Origin of the sequence: Agrobacterium genomosp. 2 str. CFBP 5494 (genome assembly GCF_900013495.1) — a bacterium.
Lineage (GTDB): Bacteria > Pseudomonadota > Alphaproteobacteria > Rhizobiales > Rhizobiaceae > Agrobacterium > Agrobacterium pusense.
Map to the genome: position 1 here is coordinate 1,356,782 of NZ_LT009718.1, position 20,692 is coordinate 1,377,473.

General features: G+C 59.2%; 21 protein-coding genes, 1 tRNA gene and 2 pseudogenes. 11 read left to right on the forward strand and 13 right to left on the reverse strand.

Annotation, left to right across the window (positions count from 1 at the left end; genetic code table 11):
• Positions 1-223 precede the first annotated feature (223 nt).
• The gene (locus AGR2A_RS06525; protein ID WP_072494217.1) at positions 224-1,468 is read right to left on the reverse strand and encodes an MFS transporter; all 1,245 of its coding nucleotides are present in this window, start codon (positions 1,466-1,468) and stop codon (positions 224-226) included.
• 238 nt (positions 1,469-1,706) lie between these two features.
• Between AGR2A_RS06525 and AGR2A_RS06530 the strand changes: the two genes are divergently transcribed.
• From AGR2A_RS06530 to AGR2A_RS06540, 3 genes are all read left to right on the forward strand, one after another.
• Complete coding sequence (locus tag AGR2A_RS06530; RefSeq protein WP_072494218.1) at positions 1,707-2,615, forward strand: diacylglycerol/lipid kinase family protein; 909 nt, start codon at positions 1,707-1,709, stop codon at positions 2,613-2,615.
• Positions 2,616-2,801: 186 nt separating this feature from the next.
• The gene (locus AGR2A_RS06535; RefSeq protein ID WP_072494892.1) at positions 2,802-4,175 is read left to right on the forward strand and encodes an aspartate aminotransferase family protein; all 1,374 of its coding nucleotides are present in this window, start codon (positions 2,802-2,804) and stop codon (positions 4,173-4,175) included.
• A 61-nt stretch (positions 4,176-4,236) separates the two neighbouring features.
• Entirely contained in the window at positions 4,237-4,707 is a 471-nt protein-coding gene (locus AGR2A_RS06540; protein ID WP_004440860.1) for an OsmC family protein, read from the forward strand.
• Between the two features lie 3 nt (positions 4,708-4,710).
• Here AGR2A_RS06540 and vapC read toward each other — a convergent pair whose 3' ends face one another.
• The 7 genes from vapC to AGR2A_RS06570 form a co-directional block, all read right to left on the reverse strand.
• A complete protein-coding gene (gene vapC, locus AGR2A_RS06545) occupies positions 4,711-5,100 on the reverse strand; it encodes a type II toxin-antitoxin system VapC family toxin (RefSeq protein ID WP_072494219.1) in 390 nt (129 codons plus the stop codon).
• Positions 5,097-5,327 (reverse strand): type II toxin-antitoxin system VapB family antitoxin, encoded by a 231-nt coding sequence (locus AGR2A_RS06550; RefSeq protein ID WP_006699381.1) that lies wholly within the window; start codon positions 5,325-5,327, stop codon positions 5,097-5,099. The genes vapC and AGR2A_RS06550 overlap by 4 nt, the downstream gene beginning before the upstream one ends.
• A gap of 65 nt (positions 5,328-5,392) precedes the next feature.
• Positions 5,393-6,898 carry an AMP nucleosidase gene (gene amn / locus AGR2A_RS06555; RefSeq protein ID WP_004440865.1) on the reverse strand — a complete coding sequence of 502 codons (1,506 nt, stop codon included), beginning with the start codon at positions 6,896-6,898 and terminating at the stop codon, positions 5,393-5,395.
• 103 nt (positions 6,899-7,001) lie between these two features.
• A complete protein-coding gene (locus AGR2A_RS29490) occupies positions 7,002-7,175 on the reverse strand; it encodes a hypothetical protein (RefSeq protein ID WP_004440867.1) in 174 nt (57 codons plus the stop codon).
• Positions 7,176-7,185: 10 nt separating this feature from the next.
• Positions 7,186-7,368 (reverse strand): hypothetical protein, encoded by a 183-nt coding sequence (locus AGR2A_RS29495; RefSeq protein ID WP_035210174.1) that lies wholly within the window; start codon positions 7,366-7,368, stop codon positions 7,186-7,188.
• Between the two features lie 141 nt (positions 7,369-7,509).
• Positions 7,510-8,106: an AAA family ATPase gene (locus AGR2A_RS06565; RefSeq protein WP_072494893.1), complete on the reverse strand. Its 597-nt coding sequence runs from the start codon at positions 8,104-8,106 to the stop codon at positions 7,510-7,512.
• Between the two features lie 159 nt (positions 8,107-8,265).
• Positions 8,266-8,604 (reverse strand): DUF2147 domain-containing protein, encoded by a 339-nt coding sequence (locus tag AGR2A_RS06570; RefSeq protein WP_004440872.1) that lies wholly within the window; start codon positions 8,602-8,604, stop codon positions 8,266-8,268.
• A gap of 601 nt (positions 8,605-9,205) precedes the next feature.
• Between AGR2A_RS06570 and AGR2A_RS06575 the strand changes: the two genes are divergently transcribed.
• Positions 9,206-9,469, forward strand: coding sequence for a sel1 repeat family protein (locus AGR2A_RS06575; RefSeq protein WP_004440874.1), 264 nt, complete (start codon positions 9,206-9,208; stop codon positions 9,467-9,469).
• Positions 9,470-9,777: 308 nt separating this feature from the next.
• Here the strand turns inward: AGR2A_RS06575 and AGR2A_RS06580 are convergent, their stop codons facing one another.
• Together AGR2A_RS06580 and AGR2A_RS06585 are read right to left on the reverse strand one after the other, a co-directional pair.
• Positions 9,778-10,890, reverse strand: a complete 1,113-nt coding sequence (locus AGR2A_RS06580) for a pyridoxal phosphate-dependent aminotransferase (protein WP_072494220.1) — start codon at positions 10,888-10,890, stop codon at positions 9,778-9,780.
• Positions 10,891-11,050: 160 nt separating this feature from the next.
• Entirely contained in the window at positions 11,051-11,398 is a 348-nt protein-coding gene (locus tag AGR2A_RS06585; RefSeq protein ID WP_004440878.1) for a hypothetical protein, read from the reverse strand.
• A 322-nt stretch (positions 11,399-11,720) separates the two neighbouring features.
• On the opposite strand from AGR2A_RS06585, the pseudogene AGR2A_RS06590 reads away from it, so the two are divergent.
• A pseudogene (locus tag AGR2A_RS06590) lies at positions 11,721-12,939 on the forward strand (NAD(P)/FAD-dependent oxidoreductase).
• A gap of 7 nt (positions 12,940-12,946) precedes the next feature.
• The gene (locus AGR2A_RS06595) at positions 12,947-13,747 is read left to right on the forward strand and encodes an aldolase/citrate lyase family protein (protein WP_006699388.1); all 801 of its coding nucleotides are present in this window, start codon (positions 12,947-12,949) and stop codon (positions 13,745-13,747) included.
• On the opposite strand, the gene AGR2A_RS29500 is transcribed toward AGR2A_RS06595, so the two are convergent.
• Both AGR2A_RS29500 and AGR2A_RS06605 read right to left on the reverse strand, forming a co-directional pair.
• Entirely contained in the window at positions 13,748-13,924 is a 177-nt protein-coding gene (locus tag AGR2A_RS29500; RefSeq protein WP_004440886.1) for a hypothetical protein, read from the reverse strand.
• Between the two features lie 89 nt (positions 13,925-14,013).
• Positions 14,014-14,355: a hypothetical protein gene (locus tag AGR2A_RS06605; protein ID WP_004440887.1), complete on the reverse strand. Its 342-nt coding sequence runs from the start codon at positions 14,353-14,355 to the stop codon at positions 14,014-14,016.
• A 163-nt stretch (positions 14,356-14,518) separates the two neighbouring features.
• On the opposite strand from AGR2A_RS06605, the gene AGR2A_RS06610 reads away from it, so the two are divergent.
• From AGR2A_RS06610 to AGR2A_RS06630, 5 genes and pseudogenes are all read left to right on the forward strand, one after another.
• Positions 14,519-14,609, forward strand: a tRNA-Ser gene (locus tag AGR2A_RS06610).
• 261 nt (positions 14,610-14,870) lie between these two features.
• Positions 14,871-14,987, forward strand: a pseudogene (locus AGR2A_RS29990) (phosphotransferase); the annotation flags it as partial.
• 89 nt (positions 14,988-15,076) lie between these two features.
• Positions 15,077-15,199, forward strand: a complete 123-nt coding sequence (locus AGR2A_RS29995; RefSeq protein WP_272936976.1) for a hypothetical protein — start codon at positions 15,077-15,079, stop codon at positions 15,197-15,199.
• A gap of 468 nt (positions 15,200-15,667) precedes the next feature.
• Positions 15,668-16,762 carry a porin gene (locus AGR2A_RS06625; RefSeq protein WP_072528695.1) on the forward strand — a complete coding sequence of 365 codons (1,095 nt, stop codon included), beginning with the start codon at positions 15,668-15,670 and terminating at the stop codon, positions 16,760-16,762.
• 509 nt (positions 16,763-17,271) lie between these two features.
• Entirely contained in the window at positions 17,272-18,363 is a 1,092-nt protein-coding gene (locus tag AGR2A_RS06630) for a porin (protein ID WP_022555897.1), read from the forward strand.
• A gap of 168 nt (positions 18,364-18,531) precedes the next feature.
• Here AGR2A_RS06630 and AGR2A_RS06635 read toward each other — a convergent pair whose 3' ends face one another.
• On the reverse strand, positions 18,532-20,604 hold the full coding sequence (locus AGR2A_RS06635; protein ID WP_072494223.1) for a lytic transglycosylase domain-containing protein: 2,073 nt from the start codon (positions 20,602-20,604) through the stop codon (positions 18,532-18,534).
• Positions 20,605-20,692 lie beyond the last annotated feature (88 nt).

The window sequence follows — 20,692 nt, forward strand, 5'->3', positions numbered from 1 at the left end:
GCCGATCACGGCGAACGCGGTGGTGAGCCGACAGCGGTCGGATCAGTTCACGTTCGCCGGTCTCGGCAAAGGCAATCGACTGCTACTGTCGCTAGACATCTAATGATGCTCCGTTGAAATCCGCGCCGTGCCCAAGGCATGCGCGTAAGGCCGTGTTGCGCCTGAAACCGGAAAGAGTCAAGCGCCCGATTGTGAATTTTCCGTAAGCTTCGAAAGGGCCGGGTCAAGCCGCCTTTTGACGCCGCTCTACGGTGACGGAAACAAGAAAAACGCCAAGCCCGAGAAGGGAAAGAACGGCGCCCACATAACCCGTCGAGGCGTAACCGAAGCCCATGGCTATGACGAGGCCGCCGAGCCAGGCGCCAAGCGCATTGGCGATGTTGAAGGCGGAATGGTTCGAGGCGGCAGCCAGCGTTTGCGCATCCTGCGCCACATCCATCAGCCGCGTCTGTACGGCCGGGCAGGCGGCAAAACCGCAGCCGATCAGGAAGACGCAAAGGCAGAGCATGAAGGGATCCTGCGCCGTCGTGCCGAAAACAGCCATGACCACCACGTTGAAGGCGAGCATGCCGCCAATCGTGCCGTTGAGCGAGATATCGGCGAGCCTTGAGCCGACGACATTGCCGACATTCATGCCGATGCCGAACAGCGCCAGCACCATGGAGACCGTGGAAACCGGCATCATCGCCACGTCAGTCGTGGTCTTCGCGATATAGCTGAAGACCGAGAACATGCCGCCAAAGCCGACGGCGGCAATGGCGAGCGTCAGCCATACCTGTACGCGGCGGAAGGCGCCGAGTTCGCGCCATACGCTGGCGCCTTCTTCCACCCTGTCACGCGGCTGGAACAGCCAAAGCAGGGCCACCGTCAGAAGTGCGATGCCGCCGACAAGCATGAAAGCCGCGCGCCAGGACAGCAGCTGGCCGAAGAAGGTGGCGAGCGGAGTGCCGAGCAGGGTGGCGATGGTGAGGCCGAGCATGACGCGGCCAACAGCGCGGGCGCGCTTGTGGATTGGCGCCATCGAGGCCGCCACGAGCGCCGCAACGCCAAAATAGGCCCCATGTGGCAGGCCGGTGATGAAGCGCAGAATGGTGAAGCTCACAAAATCCGGCGCGACGGCGCTCAGGATGTTTCCAGCCGCAAAAAGTCCCATCAGACTGAGAAGCAATGTGCGGCGCGTGATGCGCGCGGCGAGAACCGCGATGATCGGCGCGCCAATGACGACGCCCAGCGCATAGGCGGTGATGACATAACCCGCTTCCGGCACCGTGACGCCATAGGTCGAGGCGACGTCGGGCAAAAGGCCCATGATGGCGAATTCGCCGGTACCGATGCCAAAACCGCCGGCAGCCAGCGCCAGCTCTATAAGCGCAATGGCAAGTGGGGAGAGGACCACGGCAGGCGCAGCCGTGTAAACGGTTTCATTCTCCCCGCCAGGGCGGGCTTCGGAGATGTTCGAATGGCTCATCGTAACCTGAAAGCGGGAAGGGCCCACAGAAAAAAGGGCAAGACCGTATGGGAGCGGTCTGCCCTGACTGGAGATGCGCGGTCATGAAAATGACCTTAAGTGACCTCTAACATGAAATGATGCGTTGCGGTAGAGCGATTCTCGGCAAAAGACGATCTTCACGCGATGGTGTTCGGAACTCTATATAAGGCCAGGCATTTACGCGCGGCTGCGAATGTTACGGGACCGGGTTGGAAACATGAAGCTCATTGCAATTTTCAATCGTGACGGCGGCACATTTCGCACCACCGACATGGAAGCCTATTGTGATCATGCCCGCGAGGTCTTCACCCGCGCCGGACACGTGATCGATTGCCGTCTTGTCTCCGGAAAGGACGTCGTCGAGGAAATGGAACGCGCCGCCGAGGAGCCGGGCATTGAAGGCATCATTGCCGGCGGCGGAGATGGCACCATTTCGGCGGCTGCCGGCATTGCCTGGAAACAGGGCATCGCGCTCGGCATCGTGCCGGCCGGCACCATGAACCTCTTCGCCCGCTCGCTGAAGCTGCCGCTCGACATTCGTCAGGCGCTGGAGACGCTGGCGAATGGCGAGATTGCCAGTGTCGACATCGCCAGCGCCAATGGCCGCCTCTTTGTCCACCAGTTTTCCGCGGGCCTGCATTCGCGCATGGTGCGCTATCGAAACAATCTCGCCTTTGCCTCCCGTCTCGGCAAGATCAAGGCGAGCATCCGTGCCGCCATCAGCGTCATCCTCAACCCGCCTGTTTTCGAGGTGGAATACACCGTTGATGGCCGGACGCAGCATCGAAAGGTATCCGCCATTTCCGTCTCCAACAATGAATTCGGTCAGAATTCGCTGCTGGTGGCGGATAACGTCTCCGGCGGCCATCTGGGTTTTTATCTCACCGATCCGTTACGCCCGTCCGGTGTCGCCAGACTCGCCCTGGATATTCTGCGCGGCAAGTTCAAGCAGAATGCCGCCGTGACAGCCATGACCGTGACGGATGTGGAGCTGCATTTTCCCAAGAAACGCCATGATGTCCGCTGCGTCATCGATGGCGAGCTGCTGCCGATGGAACGCGACGTGGCACTGGAAGTGCACGCCGGAGAGTTGAAGGTGCTGGTGGGGCGGGCGTTCTTCTCTTAGCGCAAACCGACCGTGAATTAGGCCATCGCCGCCTGTTCTTCTGCCGGCGGGGAGAAAAACAAGCGGCGATGCCGTGTCCTCCCTAGCCCCTGAAAACCTCCAGTCTTGCCAAATCGAAGCCGCCCGGCCATGGTCGGCGGGTGCGATGGCGTGCGCGCTGTCGCTTCTATGGGAGTGCGATCTGTCATGAATGAAATCTCCAACCCCCTCTCCAACCTTGCTGCCATCGATGCCGCCCATCATCTCCATCCCTTTTCAGACATGGGCAAGCTCAACGCCGCCGGCACCCGCATCATCGAGCGCGCGGAAGGGGTGTTCATCTACGACAGCACCGGCAGGAAATATCTCGACGCCTTCGCCGGCCTCTGGTGTGTGAATATCGGTTACGGACGCCGCGAGATCGCCGATGTGGTACGGCGTCAGATGAACGAGCTCCCCTACTACAACGCGTTTTTCGGCACCACCACGCCGCCCGCGACGCTGCTGGCGCAGAAGATCGCTTCTCACGCCGGGCCTGGCATGAACCACGTGTTCTTCACCAATTCCGGCTCGGAAGCCACCGATACCTGGTTCCGCATGGCGCGGGTCTACTGGAAGGCCCTCGGCCATCCCGCGAAGACGAAAGTTATCGCCCGCCGCAACGGCTACCACGGCTCGACGGTGGCCGGGGCCTCGCTGGGTGGCATGACGTGGATGCACGAGCAGGGCAGCCTGCCCATCGATGGCGTCGCCCATATTGGCCAGCCCTATTGGTATGCCGAGGGTGGCGATCTTTCTCCGGCCGAATTCGGCCTGAAGGTGGCTCGCGAACTCAATGAGAAAATCGACGAATTGGGCGAGGAAAACGTTGCTGCTTTCGTGGCCGAACCGATTCAGGGAGCCGGTGGCGTCATTGTACCGCCGGAGACCTACTGGCCGGAAATCGCCCGTATCTGCAAGGCGCGCAATATTCTGCTCGTCTCCGATGAGGTGATCTGCGGTTTCGGTCGCCTGGGCTCCTGGTTCGGCTACCAGTATTTCGGCGTGGAGCCGGACTTTGCCCCCATCGCCAAGGGCCTGTCCTCGGGTTATCTGCCGATTGGCGGCGTGGTCGTGTCGGATCGGGTGGCAGAAGTGATGTTGTCCGAGGTCGGTGATTTCAACCACGGCTTCACCTATTCCGGACATCCCGTCTGCGCCGCCGCCGCGCTGGAAAATCTCCGCATCATCGAAGCGGAGGGGCTGGTGGAGCGGGTGCGCGACGATATCGGCCCTTATTTTTCCGAGGGCTGGAAAAGCCTTGAGGACCACGAACTGGTGGGCGAAGCCGTCAATGTCGGCTTGATGGGTGGACTGCAGATCACGGTGGACAAGGCGACCCGCAGACGTTTCGGCAAGCCAGACTATGTTGGTATAACGGTGCGCAATCATTGCCTTGCAAACGGCCTCGTCATGCGCGCAACGGGCGACCGAATGCTGGCTTCGCCGGCGCTGACCGTCAGCCGTTCGGAAGTGGATGAGATCATAGAGACGTTGCGCAAGGGGCTCGACCACCTGCGTGATACGCGCGAGCAATTCTAGGGAAAGTGGACACCGGTTTTCCGTTAAAGAATGCGAAAAGAGATGCCAAGGGAGGACTGAAATGGCAGGACAGGAACACCATTACGCCGTGAAGGTGACGTGGACGGGTAATCGTGGCAAGGGCACGTCGGGCTATCGCGACTACGAACGCGACTACACGATTTCCACCGAGGGAAAGGCTGATATAGCCGGCTCGTCCGATCCGGCCTTCCGTGGCGATCCCGCCCGCTGGAACCCTGAAGACCTGCTGGTCGCTTCGCTCTCGGCCTGCCACAAGCTCTGGTACCTGCATTTCTGCTCGGTCAACGGCATCATCGTCGAAGACTATGTCGACGATGCCGAAGGCACGCTCGTCATGGAAAAGGATGGCGCCGGGCAGTTCAGCGAAGTGGTGCTGAAACCGGTCATTACCATCTCGAAGGGCGATCCCGCCCGGGCGGATGCGCTGCACCATGACGCGCACGACAAGTGCTTCATCGCGCGGTCGGTGAATTTTCCGGTGCGGGTGGAGGGGACCGTGAAGGTGGTTTGAGGCTCATGCCAGTTGCAGACCGAGATGATCGGCCATCGGCTGAAAGTCTCGGTCGTTTTGCAGCAGCTTATGGCCATGCTCAATACAGTAGGTGCCGATGATGAGGTCGTTGCTTTTTCTAATCGTATAGCCGTGATTGCGTAGAAAGCGATAATTTGCGGCAGCCTTGATGGCGAGTTGGGGAGACATCATCGCGACGCAGGGAAATTCTCCCAGCATTTGTTCAAGATGCCGCGCATGATGACCGTCCCGTGCGCCTCTAAGCACCTCAAGAAGAATGATATCGCCGATCAGAACTTCGCCCTGCGCCATTAAGGCGCGAAACTTGGCGGAGAGAGCTGGCGTGTCTTTTCGAATGAATGAGATCCAGGCAGAGCTATCTGCTACGATCATTTTCCCTTCTTCACATCCCAATCCGTTTCAGCGTCCCAATCCGTCCGCATCTCGTCCAGATTGCCCTCCCAATCCGTGCCCTCCAATGCATCGAGGGCACGCATCTGGCGGTGAATTCGCACCAGATCGCGCAACGCCTTCTCCACCGTCGCCTTTTTTGTCGAAAGGCCGGTAATTTCCATCGCTTCGGCGATCAAGGCGTCATCAAGATCAATATTCGTACGCATGGATAATCCTTGGTGTATCGATTTTCAAAATCATACACCAAGGCATGCTTCTGCGATATCTCTTTTTACTGGAACGCCGTCTCGTAGAAGCTTCTGAGCTTGCGCGAGTGCAGCGTTTCCGTCGGCATGGCGGCAAGCTTCTGCACGGCGCGGATGCCGATCTGCAGATGCTGGGCGACCTGGGTGCGGTAAAATTCCGTCGCCATGCCTGGCAGCTTCAATTCGCCATGCAGTGGCTTGTCGGAAACGCACAGCAGAGTGCCGTAGGGCACACGGAAGCGGAAGCCGTTGGCCGCTATGGTGGCGGATTCCATGTCAAGCGCGATGGCGCGGGACTGCGACAGGCGCTTGACGGGACCGGCCTGATCACGGAGCTCCCAGTTGCGGTTGTCGATGGTAGCGACGGTGCCGGTGCGCATGATGCGCTTCAGTTCGAAGCCCTCGTAACCCGTGACTTCGGCGACTGCACCTTCCAGCGCCAGCTGCACTTCGGCAAGCGCCGGGATAGGCACCCACACCGGAAGGTCGTCGTCAAGCACGTGGTCCTCGCGCACATAGGCGTGGGCCAGAACATAGTCGCCCAACCGCTGGCTGTTGCGCAGGCCGGCGCAGTGGCCGACCATCAGCCAGGCATGCGGGCGCAGCACGGCGATGTGATCGGTGATCGTCTTGGCGTTGGAGGGGCCGACGCCGATATTGACGAGCGTAATGCCGGCATGTCCTTTTTTCTTCAGGTGATAGGCCGGCATCTGCGGCAGTCGGGCCAGCACCGCGTCCGTCTCGGGCTTATCTGAACCCGCATGGGTGATGATGTTGCCCGGCTCCACAAAGGCCGTGTAACCCTCGCCGCCATTCTTCATCATCTGCCTCGCCCAGGCAGCGAATTCGTCGATATAGAACTGGTAGTTGGTGAACAGCACGAAGTTCTGGAAATGGCTGGCGCTCGTCGCCGTATAATGGCTGAGGCGCGCCAGCGAATAATCGATGCGCTGCGCCGTAAAGGGCGCAAGCGGCGCCGGCTCGCCCGGCACCTGATCATATTCGCCATTGGCGATGAGATCGTCGGTATTGTTGAGATCGGGCGTATCGAAGAGATCACGCAGCGGCACGTCTGACAGCGACGAAGCCGCCGCCGCCTCTACATACGCGCCTTCGCCGAAAGCGAAATGCAGCGGAATGGGCGTAGCCGATTCCGACACCGTGACCGGAACGCCGTGGTTCTTCATAAGAAGCCCCAGCTGTTCCTTGAGATAGTGCCGGAAAAGCTCAGGCCGTGTGATGGTTGTCGTATAGACGCCGGGCGCGGTCACGTGGCCATAGGAAAGGCGGGAATCGACATGGCCGAAAGTGGCGGTCTCGAGGCTGACCTGCGGGTAGCAGGCGCGGTAACGCCCGGCAATCGGCGCGCCCTTGGCAAGGTCTGTGAAGGAATTGATCAGGAACGCCGTGTTGCGTTCGTAGAGCGCGCTCAAAGCAGCAACAGCTTCTTTCGGGTCCGTGAATGTCTGCGGCGCGAAAGGCTCTGGACTGATGAAGGTGAGGGGCGGAATCGTTGGTTTTGCTATTGTCATGGCCCATTATAAGAGGCCAATTTCGACAGGCAAGCGACAGAAATACGAAGAAACTGAAAAGAAACGCGAAAATGCAGCCGGACAATGCTGGCGCGGCAGAAACTCAGCCGAGCGCGCCGCGCTGGAGGCTCATCAGCAGCACGAAGCCGGCGCCTTTGGAGGCGGGGCGGGGATCGGCCTTGTAAACCGCAAGTCCGGCCACCGGGCCGAGAAAGATCGAGGCCATCAGCATCAGCCGCAGTGCGGAGAACAGGCCGTTGGAAAAACTGGTGGTCATTGGCCGGTCCTCACAATACGACGGGGCAATTGGCGGCGGGCGCCGGGCCGTGCTGGCATGCGATTGCCGCACCGGCATTCACGCGCTGGAAACTGCGGTTCGGATTAACGACGAGCGAGGCGAAGGACATGGCGAAGATCGCCATGAGAAACGCGAAGATTGCCAGTCGGCTGATCAGCTTTGTCATGTCCATTCCCCTTTATCGGAGTTGATGGACAGAGTTTTGCCATAGTCGGACTGAACGCACCCTGAGGCCCCGGTTCATATGGTGTTCAGGGATGTTAACGGGCGGTGACATGGCGGATTGATGCCGCAGTGGTGCGCATGCCCAGCTTCAGGACAGGGGGATGTCCGCGCCTGGCGCAAGATCGGTTAGCAGTTTCTCCAATTCTTCACCTTGGGTCACGTCGACAATCGGCACCCGGTGTTCCTGCGCGGATGCCAGCATCTCGGTGTTCTCACGTAGCGAGCGTTCGATGAAGGCGTCCATGATCCGCTGCCTCTTCGCCGTTGCATCTTGGTAGCGTGCTTCAGAGCGCATTCTTTCGAGAAGAAAATCATTGTCGGCATGAAGAAATACGCCCGCCACCGTGCTGTCGAGGAGAGGCGATATGAACTCCGGTCGCAGGGCGGCGCCCTCGAAGATCGTCGTAGTCCCTGTGCCGGATCTGCTGTCAATCATCGCGCGGATCAGCGGCCAGATGTTCTGGTGATGGACCTTGAGAAACCAGTGGATCGTATCCGCCGACAGCTGTGTGTAATATTCCTCAACCGGCACCGGAATACCCGGCCATGGCCTCCCCGGATGGCGGGCGAGACTGTCGGTCGATATCGCCTCGCAGCGCAGCCTTTCGCTGAGCAGGCCGGCCAGCGTGCTTTTGCCGACATGCGAGGTGCCCGCGATCAGAATTGTCGAAAGGGTGGGGCGCATATCGTTGCTCTCATTGGCATCGGATGCAGCGATAATAAACGGATATATGGTTTCCATGCGACGTCTGTTCGCAGCCTGCGCGCGATTCCTGGCAGCCACCGCGCTCTGCGTCGCGAGACGGCAGGCTGGGGGACAAAAGCCCGCCTGCCGTTCCCTGTATTACAGCCGTGTCCAGGTCTGCGATTTGCACAGAACCTTCAGCACGCAACCCTTCATGCTCAGCGAATTCCCCGAAACGGTGCCGGAGCCGCTATAGGTCTTGTCATTGGCGGGATCGGTGATCTCACCCGAGTAGCTGTTTCCCTTTCCCGAAAGCTTGCCGATCTGTTTTCCGGCATGCTTGCCGGTCTTCAGCGTCACGCAGAAAGCACCGCCGCAGGGGCCGATCACGGCGGTTTCGCCGCTGGCCGTCTTCCAGTTGCCTTCGATCGCCTCGGCGGCAAAGGCAATATTGCCGCTCATCAACAGGGCAGCTGCAATCGTCATCATAAGCTTCATGAAATTCCTCCCGAAATTCGCGCAGGCTTTTCCCAGGCCGTAGCGGCCAAAGACGCGATGCGCAGATCAAACTCCCTTCAGCATGCCTCCACCATCTCTGGCCGGCGGCCGCCGTGCGGTGCAACGATTGCTCCTCCCACCGCGCTCTTCCGTGCCCGTTTTATCCTCGTGACGGGCAGGGCGGATAGTATTTGACGTTCACGTAAAAGGAAACAGAAATTTGCGGTGCCGGTGCAGCGTTGGCGTGTGCGGGGAGGGCGAAGGAGAGCAGTTTCGAAAATCGGGGTTCTTTTCGTGGTGAAGGAAGGGTTTAAATCCAATTGTAAAGCTTTCGTAAAATTCACCGGAAAGTCCTTAATTTCCGCAGGCAATGATATTTAACAAAAACCCAATTTTACCAATCGTTTGCAGTTTGTTTGCGGCACATTAATCATGCCTTTTAAGCGAGCGTTGAAAGCCTCGTGGCATAGTGAACTCATCAAAAGCGCAGGGAAAACCTGCCGGACGGAAGGACAAAAAAGCCGCAAAAGACGGCAGTCCGGAAGACGCCTCGGCAAGAAGGCGCACGATGAAAACAGGTAGAACGACAGGGATTAAAACAATGGCACGCTTTGACATCAGTGATATCGAAATGGCTGCCGGTGGCGAAACCCGCGCCGACACCCTTTGCAATCTCGGCCTGGTCTATGCGACCGGCCGGGGCTGCAAGGTGGACCTGATCGCGGCCCACAAATGGCTTAACATCGCCGCGATCCGCGGATCGGAAAGAGCGGCTTCTCTCCGTGCGGATCTCGCCCGCAACATGACGAAAGCGGAACTGGCCGAAGCCCTTCGCGCCGCCCGCGACTGGATGACGATGCACTGATCCATCCCCGCGACCCATGAGATTGCCGGTCCGGTTCCCTCCAGTCCCGACGACCGGCCCAAACGAAAGTAAAACCCGAAGGGGAACGCGGCCAGGGCTCCGAAACGAAGCTTTTGCGCTGACACATCGAACCGCGACCGGCAGGAACAAGGCCGGCGCGGTTTTCTTATGTTCGGTAATGTGTCTTCGCCGGAAAATGATTCTCGCGCAGGGGCTTGCGGGAGGATGTTGATTCGATGCTTGTAACGCGCGGCACTTTCCAACCCTCATTCCTGTGACAAACACAGGAATGAGGGTGGGTTGGGAGCTTACCCGATGGCCTTGAGAACCTTCGGCAATGCCTGCTCGAACAGATCGAGCTTGTCACCCGGCCCAACGCTCACGCGGATGCAACGGTTAAGCGGGGCCACGCCCGGCATGCGGATGAAGACCCCATGGTCCATCAGCCCGTCAACTATGGCGCGCGCATAGGCGCCGTCGCGGTGGCAATCGATGGTAACGAAATTGGTAGCGGAGGGCAGCGGTGAAAGGCCGTTATCGCGGGCGACAGCGGAAATACGATCCCGTGCCTCGGAAATCTTGCCAACCACCTCATGCAGATAGGACTGGTCCTTGAGCGCTGCCAAAGCGCCGGCGATAGAAATACGCGCCATGCCGAAATGGTTGCGGATCTTGTCGAAGGCTTCGACATTGCCAAGCGTACCGATGGCGTAACCCACGCGGGCGCCGGCGAGCCCGTAAGCTTTGGAGAAGGTGCGCATGCGCAGGATATTGGGCTGGCCGATCAGCGCGTCGATAGCAGGCACCGCGCTCGCGGGCGCGGTTTCGCAATAGGCCTCGTCCAGAATGAGCAGGCAGGTTTCCGGCAACGCACGGGCAAATGCCACCACCTCGCTCGCATCCCACCAGCTTCCCATTGGATTGTCCGGATTGGCGAAATAGACGAGCGGCGCGTTTTCCCTGTGAACGAGGTCGAGAAGCCCGTCGAGGTTTTCGTGGTCGTCTACATAGGGCGTGGTCACCAGTTTTCCGCCAAAACCGTTCACGTGATAATTGAAGGTGGGGTAGCCTCCCAAAGAGGTGACAACAGGCGTGCCTGGTTCCACGATCAGCCTGGCGATTTCACCGAGCAATCCGTCCACTCCGCCGCCTATGGCGATGTTGCCGCGCGAAACCCCGTGGTGGATGGCAAGCGCTTCCTTCAGCTCGAAATTTTCCGGATCGCTATACATCCAGGTTTCAGCCGCCGCATCGCGCATCGCCAGAAGCACTGATGGCGCGGGGCCGAAGCCGCTTTCGTTTGCACCGATTCGCGCCTCCACCTTCAAGCCGCGGTTCCTTTCTATGGCCTCCGGGCCGACGAAGGGAACGGTGGAGGGAAGCGAAGCGGCAAGCGGCGTGAGGCGTGAAAAAGCGGACATTGACAGAAGTTCCGGGACCTGTGTTTGAAAACCCGGCTCACAATAGGTGCAAAAAAACCGGACGCAAGCCGCGCCCGGGGGTTAGATGAGTGTTTGGCAACAGATTTTTGGTTCGCCACGGAACAACGGAAGGATCGGCGGGCTGACGCGCGGTTGCCGCTCAGACGCTGGTCTCGAAGCTCAGCCGGCGGACATGGTGCAGAAATTCGGCATCGATCAGCATGTTGAAGCCGATCGTCACTTTTTCCTCTTCCCGGCGGATCAGCGTGCAGCCGATTTCGTCGCGGATGCCGAGAATTTCCAGATAGAAGTTGACCGGCATTTCCAGATCGGCACTGACATCCAGCTCCGCGCCGTAGAGCGAAATGGTGCGCACCAGGCAGCGCATGGTATCCTTGGCGCTCAGGTGGTGCCCTATGAAGGTGATCTTGCCGGGCCGGTCGATCTGAAATTTCTCATACATCTCGTCCTGCGGGACGTTTTGACCGATATCCATATGTAGAGCCATGACAACCTCCCGGATTGCCTCTTCCGTCTGATTTTAAAGCGGCTTCCTTGCCAGGGCGTGAAGGAAATATCCGCAATTGTCTCTAGTCCGTATCGACATGGGCCAGCTTTGTGTACGCAACCCGTGTTTCGCCTGTTTACAACGCACATTATCTCGACTGGTTGCAGAAGGCGGGCGCCGTTTTGATAATCGGGCACGCTTGCACAGGGCTGGAGCCTCGTGCGGTTGACGCCGGCCGTACTTGGCGTTACGCCTGATCGCGCAATATCGCTTCGCAGCCTCGGGCGTCATCGGCCGGCTGTGATTGTCCTGGGAGTGGAAAGTGACTGGAAGGCTGGTAATCGTCGGGGCGGGGCAGGCCGCTTTTGCGCTGGCGTCGAAGCTCCGGGCGCTGAAGGACGAGCGTGCCATCACCATCATAGGCTCGGAAGATGCCTACCCCTATCAGCGGCCGCCGCTCTCCAAAAAAATACCTCCTCGGCGAGATGAGTTTTGACCGGCTGATGTTCCGCCCGGAAGAATGGTATGCCGAAAACAATGTCGATATCCGGCTTTCCACCTGGGTGGAGGAGATAGACCGCGCCGGCAAGACCGTGCGCATGCAGGACGGCAGTACGCTTTCTTATGACAGGCTGGTTCTTGCGACCGGGGCCGCGCCCCGGCTGCTGCCCGCCAGCATCGGTGGCGATCTCGACGGCGTGCTTACCGTCCGTGACAGGCGCGACGCCGACCGCTTGACGGAGGAGATGAAGCCGGGCCGCAGGCTGCTGGTCATTGGCGGCGGTTATATTGGCCTTGAAGCTGCCGCCGTTGCCCGCAAGCTTGGCCTCGAGGTGACGCTGATCGAAATGGCCGACCGTATTCTCCAGCGCGTGGCGGCGAAGGAAACTGCGGATATCATGCGCGGCATTCATCAGGCCCAGGGCGTTTCCATCCGCGAAAAAACCGGCCTCGTGCGCCTCGTCGGCATGGACGGGCGGGTTGCTGCGGCCGAACTTTCGGATGGTTCGACGATCGACGTGGATTTCGTCATCGTCGGCATCGGCGTGACACCGAACGACCGCCTTGCCCGCGAATCGGGTCTCGATGTTGGTAACGGTATCGTGGTTGACGAATATACCCGCACATCCGACCCCGCCATTCATGCGGTGGGCGATTGCGCGCTTCTGCCCTGGCACGGCCAGCAGGTGAGGATCGAATCGGTCCAGAACGCGGTCGATCAGGCTGAGGCGGCCGCCGCCGTACTGGCCGGCATGGAAGCGGTATACGACGCGAAACCCTGGTTCTGGTCGGATCAGTACGATGTGAAGCTGCAGATCGCCGGCTTCAATCTCGGTTACGACGAGACGATTTTGAGGCCCGGCGCAAGGGAAGGCAGCTGGTCCATCTGGTATTTCCGTGATGGCCGCTTCGTGGCTGTCGATGCCGTCAATGACGCCAAGGCCTATGTTGCGGGTAAGAAACTGCTCGATACAGCCGCCCAACCCGACCGCACAATCCTGGCGGATCCGTCCGCCGATCTGAAATTACTGCTCTCCTGAGGATATCATGCCCGCTGCCGAAAACCGTTTCAAAACCGCCATTCATGCCGGCAAGCCGCAGATTGGCCTGTGGCTCGACATGGGCGAGGCCATCACGGCGGAAATCGCCGGAACGGCTGGCTTCGACTGGCTGGTGATCGACGGAGAGCACGGGCCGAACGACCTGCGCAGCATCATCGACCAGCTGCGCGCGCTTGCCACCTCTGCCGCCGAGCCGGTGGTGCGTGTGCCTGTCGGCGAGAGCTGGATGATCAAGCAGCTTCTGGATGCTGGCGCCCGCACGCTTCTTGTGCCCATGGTCGATTCAGCGGCACAGGCGGAAGCTCTCGTCAGCGCCATGCATTACCCGCCGCGCGGCATTCGCGGCATGGGAGCGGCCGTCGCCCGTGCTTCCGCTTTTAATACGATAACGGATTATGCCGACAGCGCCTCGGCCAGCGTCTGCCTGCTGGTGCAGGCGGAAACCCGCGCGGCAATCGAAGATCTCGACAATATTCTTGCGGTGGACGGCGTGGATGGCGTCTTCATCGGCCCGGCGGATCTGGCCGCGGACATGGGTTATCTGGGAAGGATTGACGAAGCGGCGGTGCAGGCGGTTATCGAAGCGGCGATCGTGAAAATCGTCGCGGCTGGCAAGGCCGCCGGCATCCTCACCTTCAATGAAACCTATAATCGCCGTTATCTGGAACTCGGCGCGTCGTTCGTTGCCGTGGGAGCCGATGTCACGGAATTCGCCAATACGCTCCGTGCGCTTTCCGCCCGCTACAAGGGTGGGCCGGTAGTGACGCCGTCCGGATCAGGATATTGATCAATCGTCGTTACTGGCGTTCAGCTTCTCCGGCGGAATACCTTCCTCGCCGGATGCGAGATAACCGCCATTGATGAGGGCGGAGCGGACGATGCGCTGGATTGCCTCGTCCCTGTCGATGCCGTGATCCCTTGCAAAATCAGACAATGCCGCTTCAAGATCGTCGCTGAACCGCATATTCGCCCCCTTCATTCCTGCTTTTTTCACCAATGCATAAAGGCAAGGCGGGCAAACCCGCCTTGCCTTGATTTAATGCCCGTTCGTCATCAGCGCCAGCGATAAAGGCTGCTGTTCGACGAACTCTGCTGCGTGCTCGTGCCCACCGCATAACCGATCGCGAAACCGAGTGCGCCGACGATCGTCAGCAGGGAGGTGGCGGTGCCTGGATTTTCCTTCACGGCTTCCACGACATTCTGGCCCTGCGCCCGGACATTATGCGCCGCCTTGCGAACGCGACCGCGCGCCTCATCCAGAAATTCCGATGCATCCTCGCCAACACCTTCCGCACGGGCGGAAACGGATTTGGACAGGGATGCGATCTGCGAACGCAGTTCTGCAATCTGGTTTTCGATTGTGTCTTCGACAACATTCAGTTTGGTCTGAGCCATTAGAACACCTCTTTTGTTACCGAGGCGAAAACGTGCGGGCCCTGAAGAAGTTCCGCAACCGGGCGTAAAGTTTGACCCGCGGTTTATTTGGCCAACAGGTTTTTTGGCTTCTTGGCGAAAAAGCCTTGCAATCATTTTTCTTACGCAATAATCAGGCCGCACCGGAGAGGTGGCCGAGTGGTCGAAGGCGCTCCCCTGCTAAGGGAGTATACGTCAAAAGCGTATCGTGGGTTCGAATCCCATCCTCTCCGCCATTTAATGACGATCACCGCACGCCACCAGGCAGTCGAAGCGCTGATCCTTTCTTAAGCCCCACACCACATATACTGAGTTCATGGACCGGTTCCGTGCAATGAAGACGGCATTCACCCCTTCGGCAGGCGGGGGAGAGGCTTGTCGTAGGCGTCAAGACCGTATGGCGACTGATGAATGATCCACGCCAGTGGGAACAAGTCCTGCGCCGCCGTATAGGTGTAGCAGGCAATTCAGCGCCTCTATCGTTCACGTTCACAGCTGATTCGGTTGCCACCCATGTCGACTTCTCGCTTGATAATCTTCTGATTCATAAAGGTGAGATAGCGGGCTTCATTGACATTGGCCGGGCTGGCATCGCTGACCGATATCAGGATATTAATCTACAAATCATCCGCAAATATCGCAAATGCGTGAACTTTCGTGTTTCGACCTTGTTCGGCTGCCTTCCAGCGGAAGGTAACCGACAATGCGCCTCGTTCTCTCCATCCTCGCGGCCGCCATCCTCATCGCGGTCATCGCTTACGCCATGTCCGGCAATGACCCGGTCGAACAGCAACCATCGCCGCACGCAATCGACCAGGGCGGGTGAATCGCTTTTCGAATCATTGCCAGTTAATCGCTTGCCGCTCGCGCTCGTTTCCGATGCCGGCTCGTTCCCCGCATGACGGCCGCACCTGCGATGTGTGCAGCGGAGGCAAAAAATCTCTATAGCGCTGCCTGCGTAGCAAGGGATCGCGGAAAACACCGGTGGATTGGAAATACCTTGTTAACCGCCCTAACTAACGGATTCTCAACAGAAATCTTAACGTATTGTAAAAGCCTTTGTCCGTACGCGGGGCGGTGTGTGTTGTTTCCGCAACAAACCGAAATGAAGCATATACGTAAATGCTATTTATCGGATGTTGGCGATTGCATGCGGCGAAACCTTTTGTATTTTCACCACCAGAAGCGAGGCGGTGGATCGTTTGGCTTCTGAGAACACGGGAATGGGGCAGGGAATGCTGTCCTTCAGCGAAAGTACCCAGACCCTTTTAAAAACTTTGACTGGAGGTCAACCATGAACATCAAGAGCCTTTTGATCGGCTCCGCTGCGGCTCTCGCAGCAGTATCCGGCGCACAGGCCGCTGACGCCATCGTCGCTGCTGAGCCCGAGCCCCTGGAATACGTTCGCGTTTGCGACGCTTTCGGCACCGGCTTCTTCTACATCCCCGGTACCGAAACCTGCCTGAAGTTCGGCGGTTACGTTCGTTTCCAGACCGACTTCGGTCGTGACAAGTCTGGCGTTTCTGACTGGGATTCCTTCACCCGCGCTCAGTTCGAAGTTGACACCCGCACCGACACCGAGCTCGGCGCTCTGCGTGGCTTCATCGGCTTCCGCGGCAACGCTGACAACGGCGCTTCGTCCTCGTCCAGCGTATTCGTTGACCAGGCCTTCATCGAACTCGGCGGCCTGAAGGTCGGTAAGTTCTACAGCTGGTGGGACGATGGCCTCTCTGGCGAGTCTGACGTTCTCTCCACGAACGCTCTGTTCAACTCCGCTCGTTACGTTTACGACGCAGGTTCCTTCTGGGCAGGCGTTTCGGTTGACGAGCTCGAAGGTACTGGCAGCCAGTTCGCAACGATCACGGGTCCGGCTGTTGGCGGTCTGTTCCCGCTTTCGCAGGAGCCTGACAACAACGTTGGTATCGCTCTCGGCCTCGGTGCCAAGCTGGGTGGCGCTTCGCTGCAGCTCATCGGCGGCTACGACATCGACCAGGAAGAAGGCGCAGTTCGCCTGATCGCTACGGCTGACCTCGGCCCGGGCACGCTTGGTCTTGCTGGTGTTTGGGCTTCCGGCGCAAACGCTTACTACGCCGAGTCCGAGTGGGCAGTTGCTGCTGAATACGCAATCAAGGCAACCGACAAGCTGACCATCACCCCCGGTGCTCAGTACTTCGGTAACGTTGCTGACCGTATCGGCATTGTTGGCACGACCCGCACCGCAATCGTCACCAACGACTGGTCTGACCGTGACGCATGGCAGGCTGGCCTGACGATCGACTACAAGATCACGCAGGGTCTCTCCACGAAGGTCGCAGTTAACTACTACGACGAAGACGATGTTGATCAGGAACAGTGGAAGGGCTTCGTTCGCCTTCAGCGTTCGTTCTAATCTGATCTGATATTGTGAGTGATGGAAGCCCCGGCAGAAATGCCGGGGTTTTTGTTATCCTGCGGGAGTATCGACTCAGGAAAAGGACTGGGCGCCGTTGTTCGTGCATGGTGATTCGCGAGATTACTGAACGGGAGGGCGAATCCAGTGCAAATGCGACGATTAAAACGGCAAGATATTTGGCCCTGAACATTGTTCGCCGGATTTTTGGCGATTTTCGAAGTCGCTGCCTCAGCCAGGGCAAGCATCCGTGGGTCTCGCTAAGGTTTTGAAATGCACCGATAATTAACGGTTTGTTAACGAATGCGCGCTGCCTTTAGGCGCGGCTATTAGAATTGTAGCTATTTCGCAACAATGAAAAACTAAGGACACCTTACTGTCTTCCTTTTGTCATGATTGAGATTGCCGAGCCGCACGGTTTTGGCTCTAATCAACTCCATAAGCGGCACGCATCTATCTGCGCTCCCCACCCGCTGCTTAGCAAATTAGCGTTTGACTGGAGGTCAACCATGAACATCAAGAGCCTTCTTATCGGCTCCGCTGCGGCTCTCGCAGCAGTATCCGGCGCACAGGCCGCTGACGCAATCGTCGCTGCTGAGCCCGAGCCCCTGGAATATGTTCGCGTCTGCGACGCTTTCGGTACCGGCTTCTTCTACATTCCTGGCACCGAAACCTGCCTGAAGTTTAGCGGTTACGTTCGTTTCCAGACGAACTTCGGTCGCGACCAGTCCGGTACCTCGGATTGGAATTCGTTCACGCGCGCTCAGTTTAACGTTGATACCCGTACCGACACCGAGCTCGGCGCTCTGCGTGGTTTCATCGAATTCCGTGCTGATGCAGAAAACGGACAGTCTGGCTCTTCCGGCGTGGAAGCTCGTCAGGCGTTTATCGAACTTGGTGGCCTGCGCGTCGGTAAGTTCTACAGCTGGTGGGATGACGATCTCTCCGGTGAGACGGATCTCCTTTCTTCCAACACGCTGTTCAACTCCATTCGCTACACCTATGACACCGGTTCTTTCTGGGCAGGCATTTCGGTTGACGAGCTTGAAGGCACTGGTAGCCAGTTCGCAACAATCACTGGCCCGGCTGTCGGTGGTCTGTTCCCGCTTTCGCAGGAACCCGACAACAACGTCGGCATCACTGCTGGTATAGGTGGAAAGTTCGGCGCTGCCACTCTTCAGTTGATCGGTTCTTATGACGTTGATCAGGAAGAAGGCGCAATCCGTGCAATGGTATTCGCTGATATCGGACCTGGCACCCTTGGACTTGCTGGTGTTTGGGCATCTGGCCCCAATGCTTACTACGCTCTGTCCGAATGGACAGTTGCCGCCGAATACGCCATCAAGGCAACTGATCGCCTGACGATCACCCCGGCAGTGCAGTATCTCGGCAATGTTTCTGATGAGATCACCATCGTAAATACTGGTGCAAGCGCCATCGTTTCGAACGACTGGTCGAATCGCGATGCCTGGACTGCAGGTCTGACGGTAGACTACAAAATCACCGACGGTCTGAGCACCAAGATCACCGCCAATTACTATGATGAGGACGAGCGCGACGACCAGGTTACCGGTTTTGTCCGTCTTCAGCGTGACTTCTAATCTGATCTGACATTGTCAGTGATTGAAACCCCGGCAGAAATGCCGGGGTTTTCCGTTTGGTGGGTCCGGTGCTGAACGGCAATAACAACGACGCAAACAAAAAAGCACCGGGCGAACCGGTGCTTGAAGCTCTGTGAATGACCACCGATTGGCGGAAGATTAACGCCTTTACCCGGAGCGCCCATGGCGCAGATCATCAACGATATCGGCCTGTTGGCCGAGCCTCGTCTTGTAGACCTGATAATTCTCCATCACCCGCTGCACGTAGTTGCGTGTTTCGGGGAACGGGATGCGCTCGATCCAGTCGACCACCTCATCGATAGGCTTGCCGCGCGGGTCGCCATAACGGGCGATCCATTCCGGCACACGTTTCGGGCCGGCATTATAGGCGATGAAGGTGAGGATGTAGGAGCCACCGAAGCTGTCGATCTGCTCGCCGAGATAATGGGCGCCGAGTGTAGCGTTATAGCCCGCGTCGCTGGTCAGCATCGCCTGCGTGTAGGGCAGGCCGTGGCGGCCGGCCACGCCCTTGGCGGTTCCCGGCAGCAGTTGCAGCAGGCCGCGGGCATTGGCGGCGGAGACGGCGGCGGGGTTGAAGGCGCTTTCCTGCCGGGCGATCGCATAGGCAAGCGCCTTTCCGGAGCCGGCAATATTGGCGCTGGCGGGAATGACGCCGAGCGGATAGGCGAGTGCGGCCGCATCGATACCGCGGCTGAAGGCCGTCTTGCCGATCTGCAGCGAGACCTGATGATTGCCGTTGCCCTCAGCCCGCGCCGCCAGAATGGCAAGCTCGCCGGGACTGTCGAGCTGTTCGGCCAGCGACCTGTAAAGGCTGTCGGCGCGCCAGCCATAACCTGCCGCCTCCAGGCGGTCTATGGCGCGCACGGCTTCGCGGCCGGCAAAGCGTTCTCGGTCGCCATTGCTCGGGCTGGGATAGGTCACGTTCAGCGTCTTCGTGCCGATCCGTGCAGCGGCAAGCTGGCCGTAAAACGTACCGGGATGGGCTGCCGCCTTTGCAAAGAAGTCGCGTGCATCGCCGGGTCCTCCGGCTTCGGCCGTCCTTCCGAGCCAGTAATAGGCGCGGGAGGCTGAAAGTGGCCGGTTTGATGTCTGGAGCAGGGCGTTGAAATGACGCGAAGCCGTGGCCGGGTCGCGCATCGCCCGCAGAGCATACCAGCCGGCATGAAACTCGGCATCGGCGACATCCACCGCTGATGTGGCATTGTGATTGGCGACGATACGGTAGGCTTCGGCAAAATCGCCGAGATCGGCGAGACCGCGAGCGATGATTCGCCGCTCGTTCCACCATTCGCCGGGATTGACCAGCTTGGCAGTATCCTTCGGCGCCTGCCGCAGAAGAGCCGCCGCTTCCGGATATTTCTGCTGGTTGCGCAGGTTCTCCACGCGCGCGAACAGGAACGCGGGATCATCGCGCCAGCCGGCATCCACCTTGCCGAGCAGGGCGCCGGCATTGGCGGAACGCTGCAGCACAGCCGCCCAGGCATTGTAAAGGGACTGCGCTTTGCCGAGTTCGCCGAAACGTTTCGCCTGGCTGATGCGGCTGCGATACATCAGATAATCCATGCGCGCCTTGTGGTCCGCGGCCGTCAGATAGGCAGGAAAGGCGGCCAGCACGCGGTCTTCCATATCCTTGTCCATGCCTTCGCTCACCCACAGCTGGCGAATGAGTCGCTGCGAATCCACGACCTTGCCGGAGGCGGCCAGCGCCTTGGCGAGAACCACCGTGCCCTCCGCCGTTTCTGGCTTGCTGCCGCCGAATGAAGCAAGCACCTGCTGTGCCGGCGGGTCCTCGCGATAAAGCGCTTTTTCGGAATTGGCCCGCAAAGTCGCGGCGCCCGGCCAGCCGGCGAGTTCGCGCTGTGCTGCGGCGATTTCGGCTGAAGGCACATCCTTCTGGCCCGAAACGGCGATTGCCCATGTGAGGATGTGACGGTCCAGACTGCCGGTCGGCATGGCGTTGCGCAGCGCGATGGCCCGCGCCGCATCGCGCCCGGAAAGCGCGTCGAGGCCTGCCTTCAGCTGGCTCGCATCATCGGGCCGGTTAAGGCGGGGAATGGCGCCGGTAACCTCTGGCGAAGCGGGCATGAAAGCGGGAACGGTGGGCGCATCCGGCTTCACATAGGGAAGCGGCGCGACGCCCTCGGGCAGCGGCCCGGCCAGCGCGTTCCACACGGTTGCGGCAAGGCCCGCCGCCATCAATCCCCAGACTGTTTTTTTCATGCCGTTCTTCATCGTGTAACGGAGTTGCCGACTTTCTTCTAATATCGCTACATTGCAGCGGGATTGCCGAAAAAAGGTCTGATCTCCC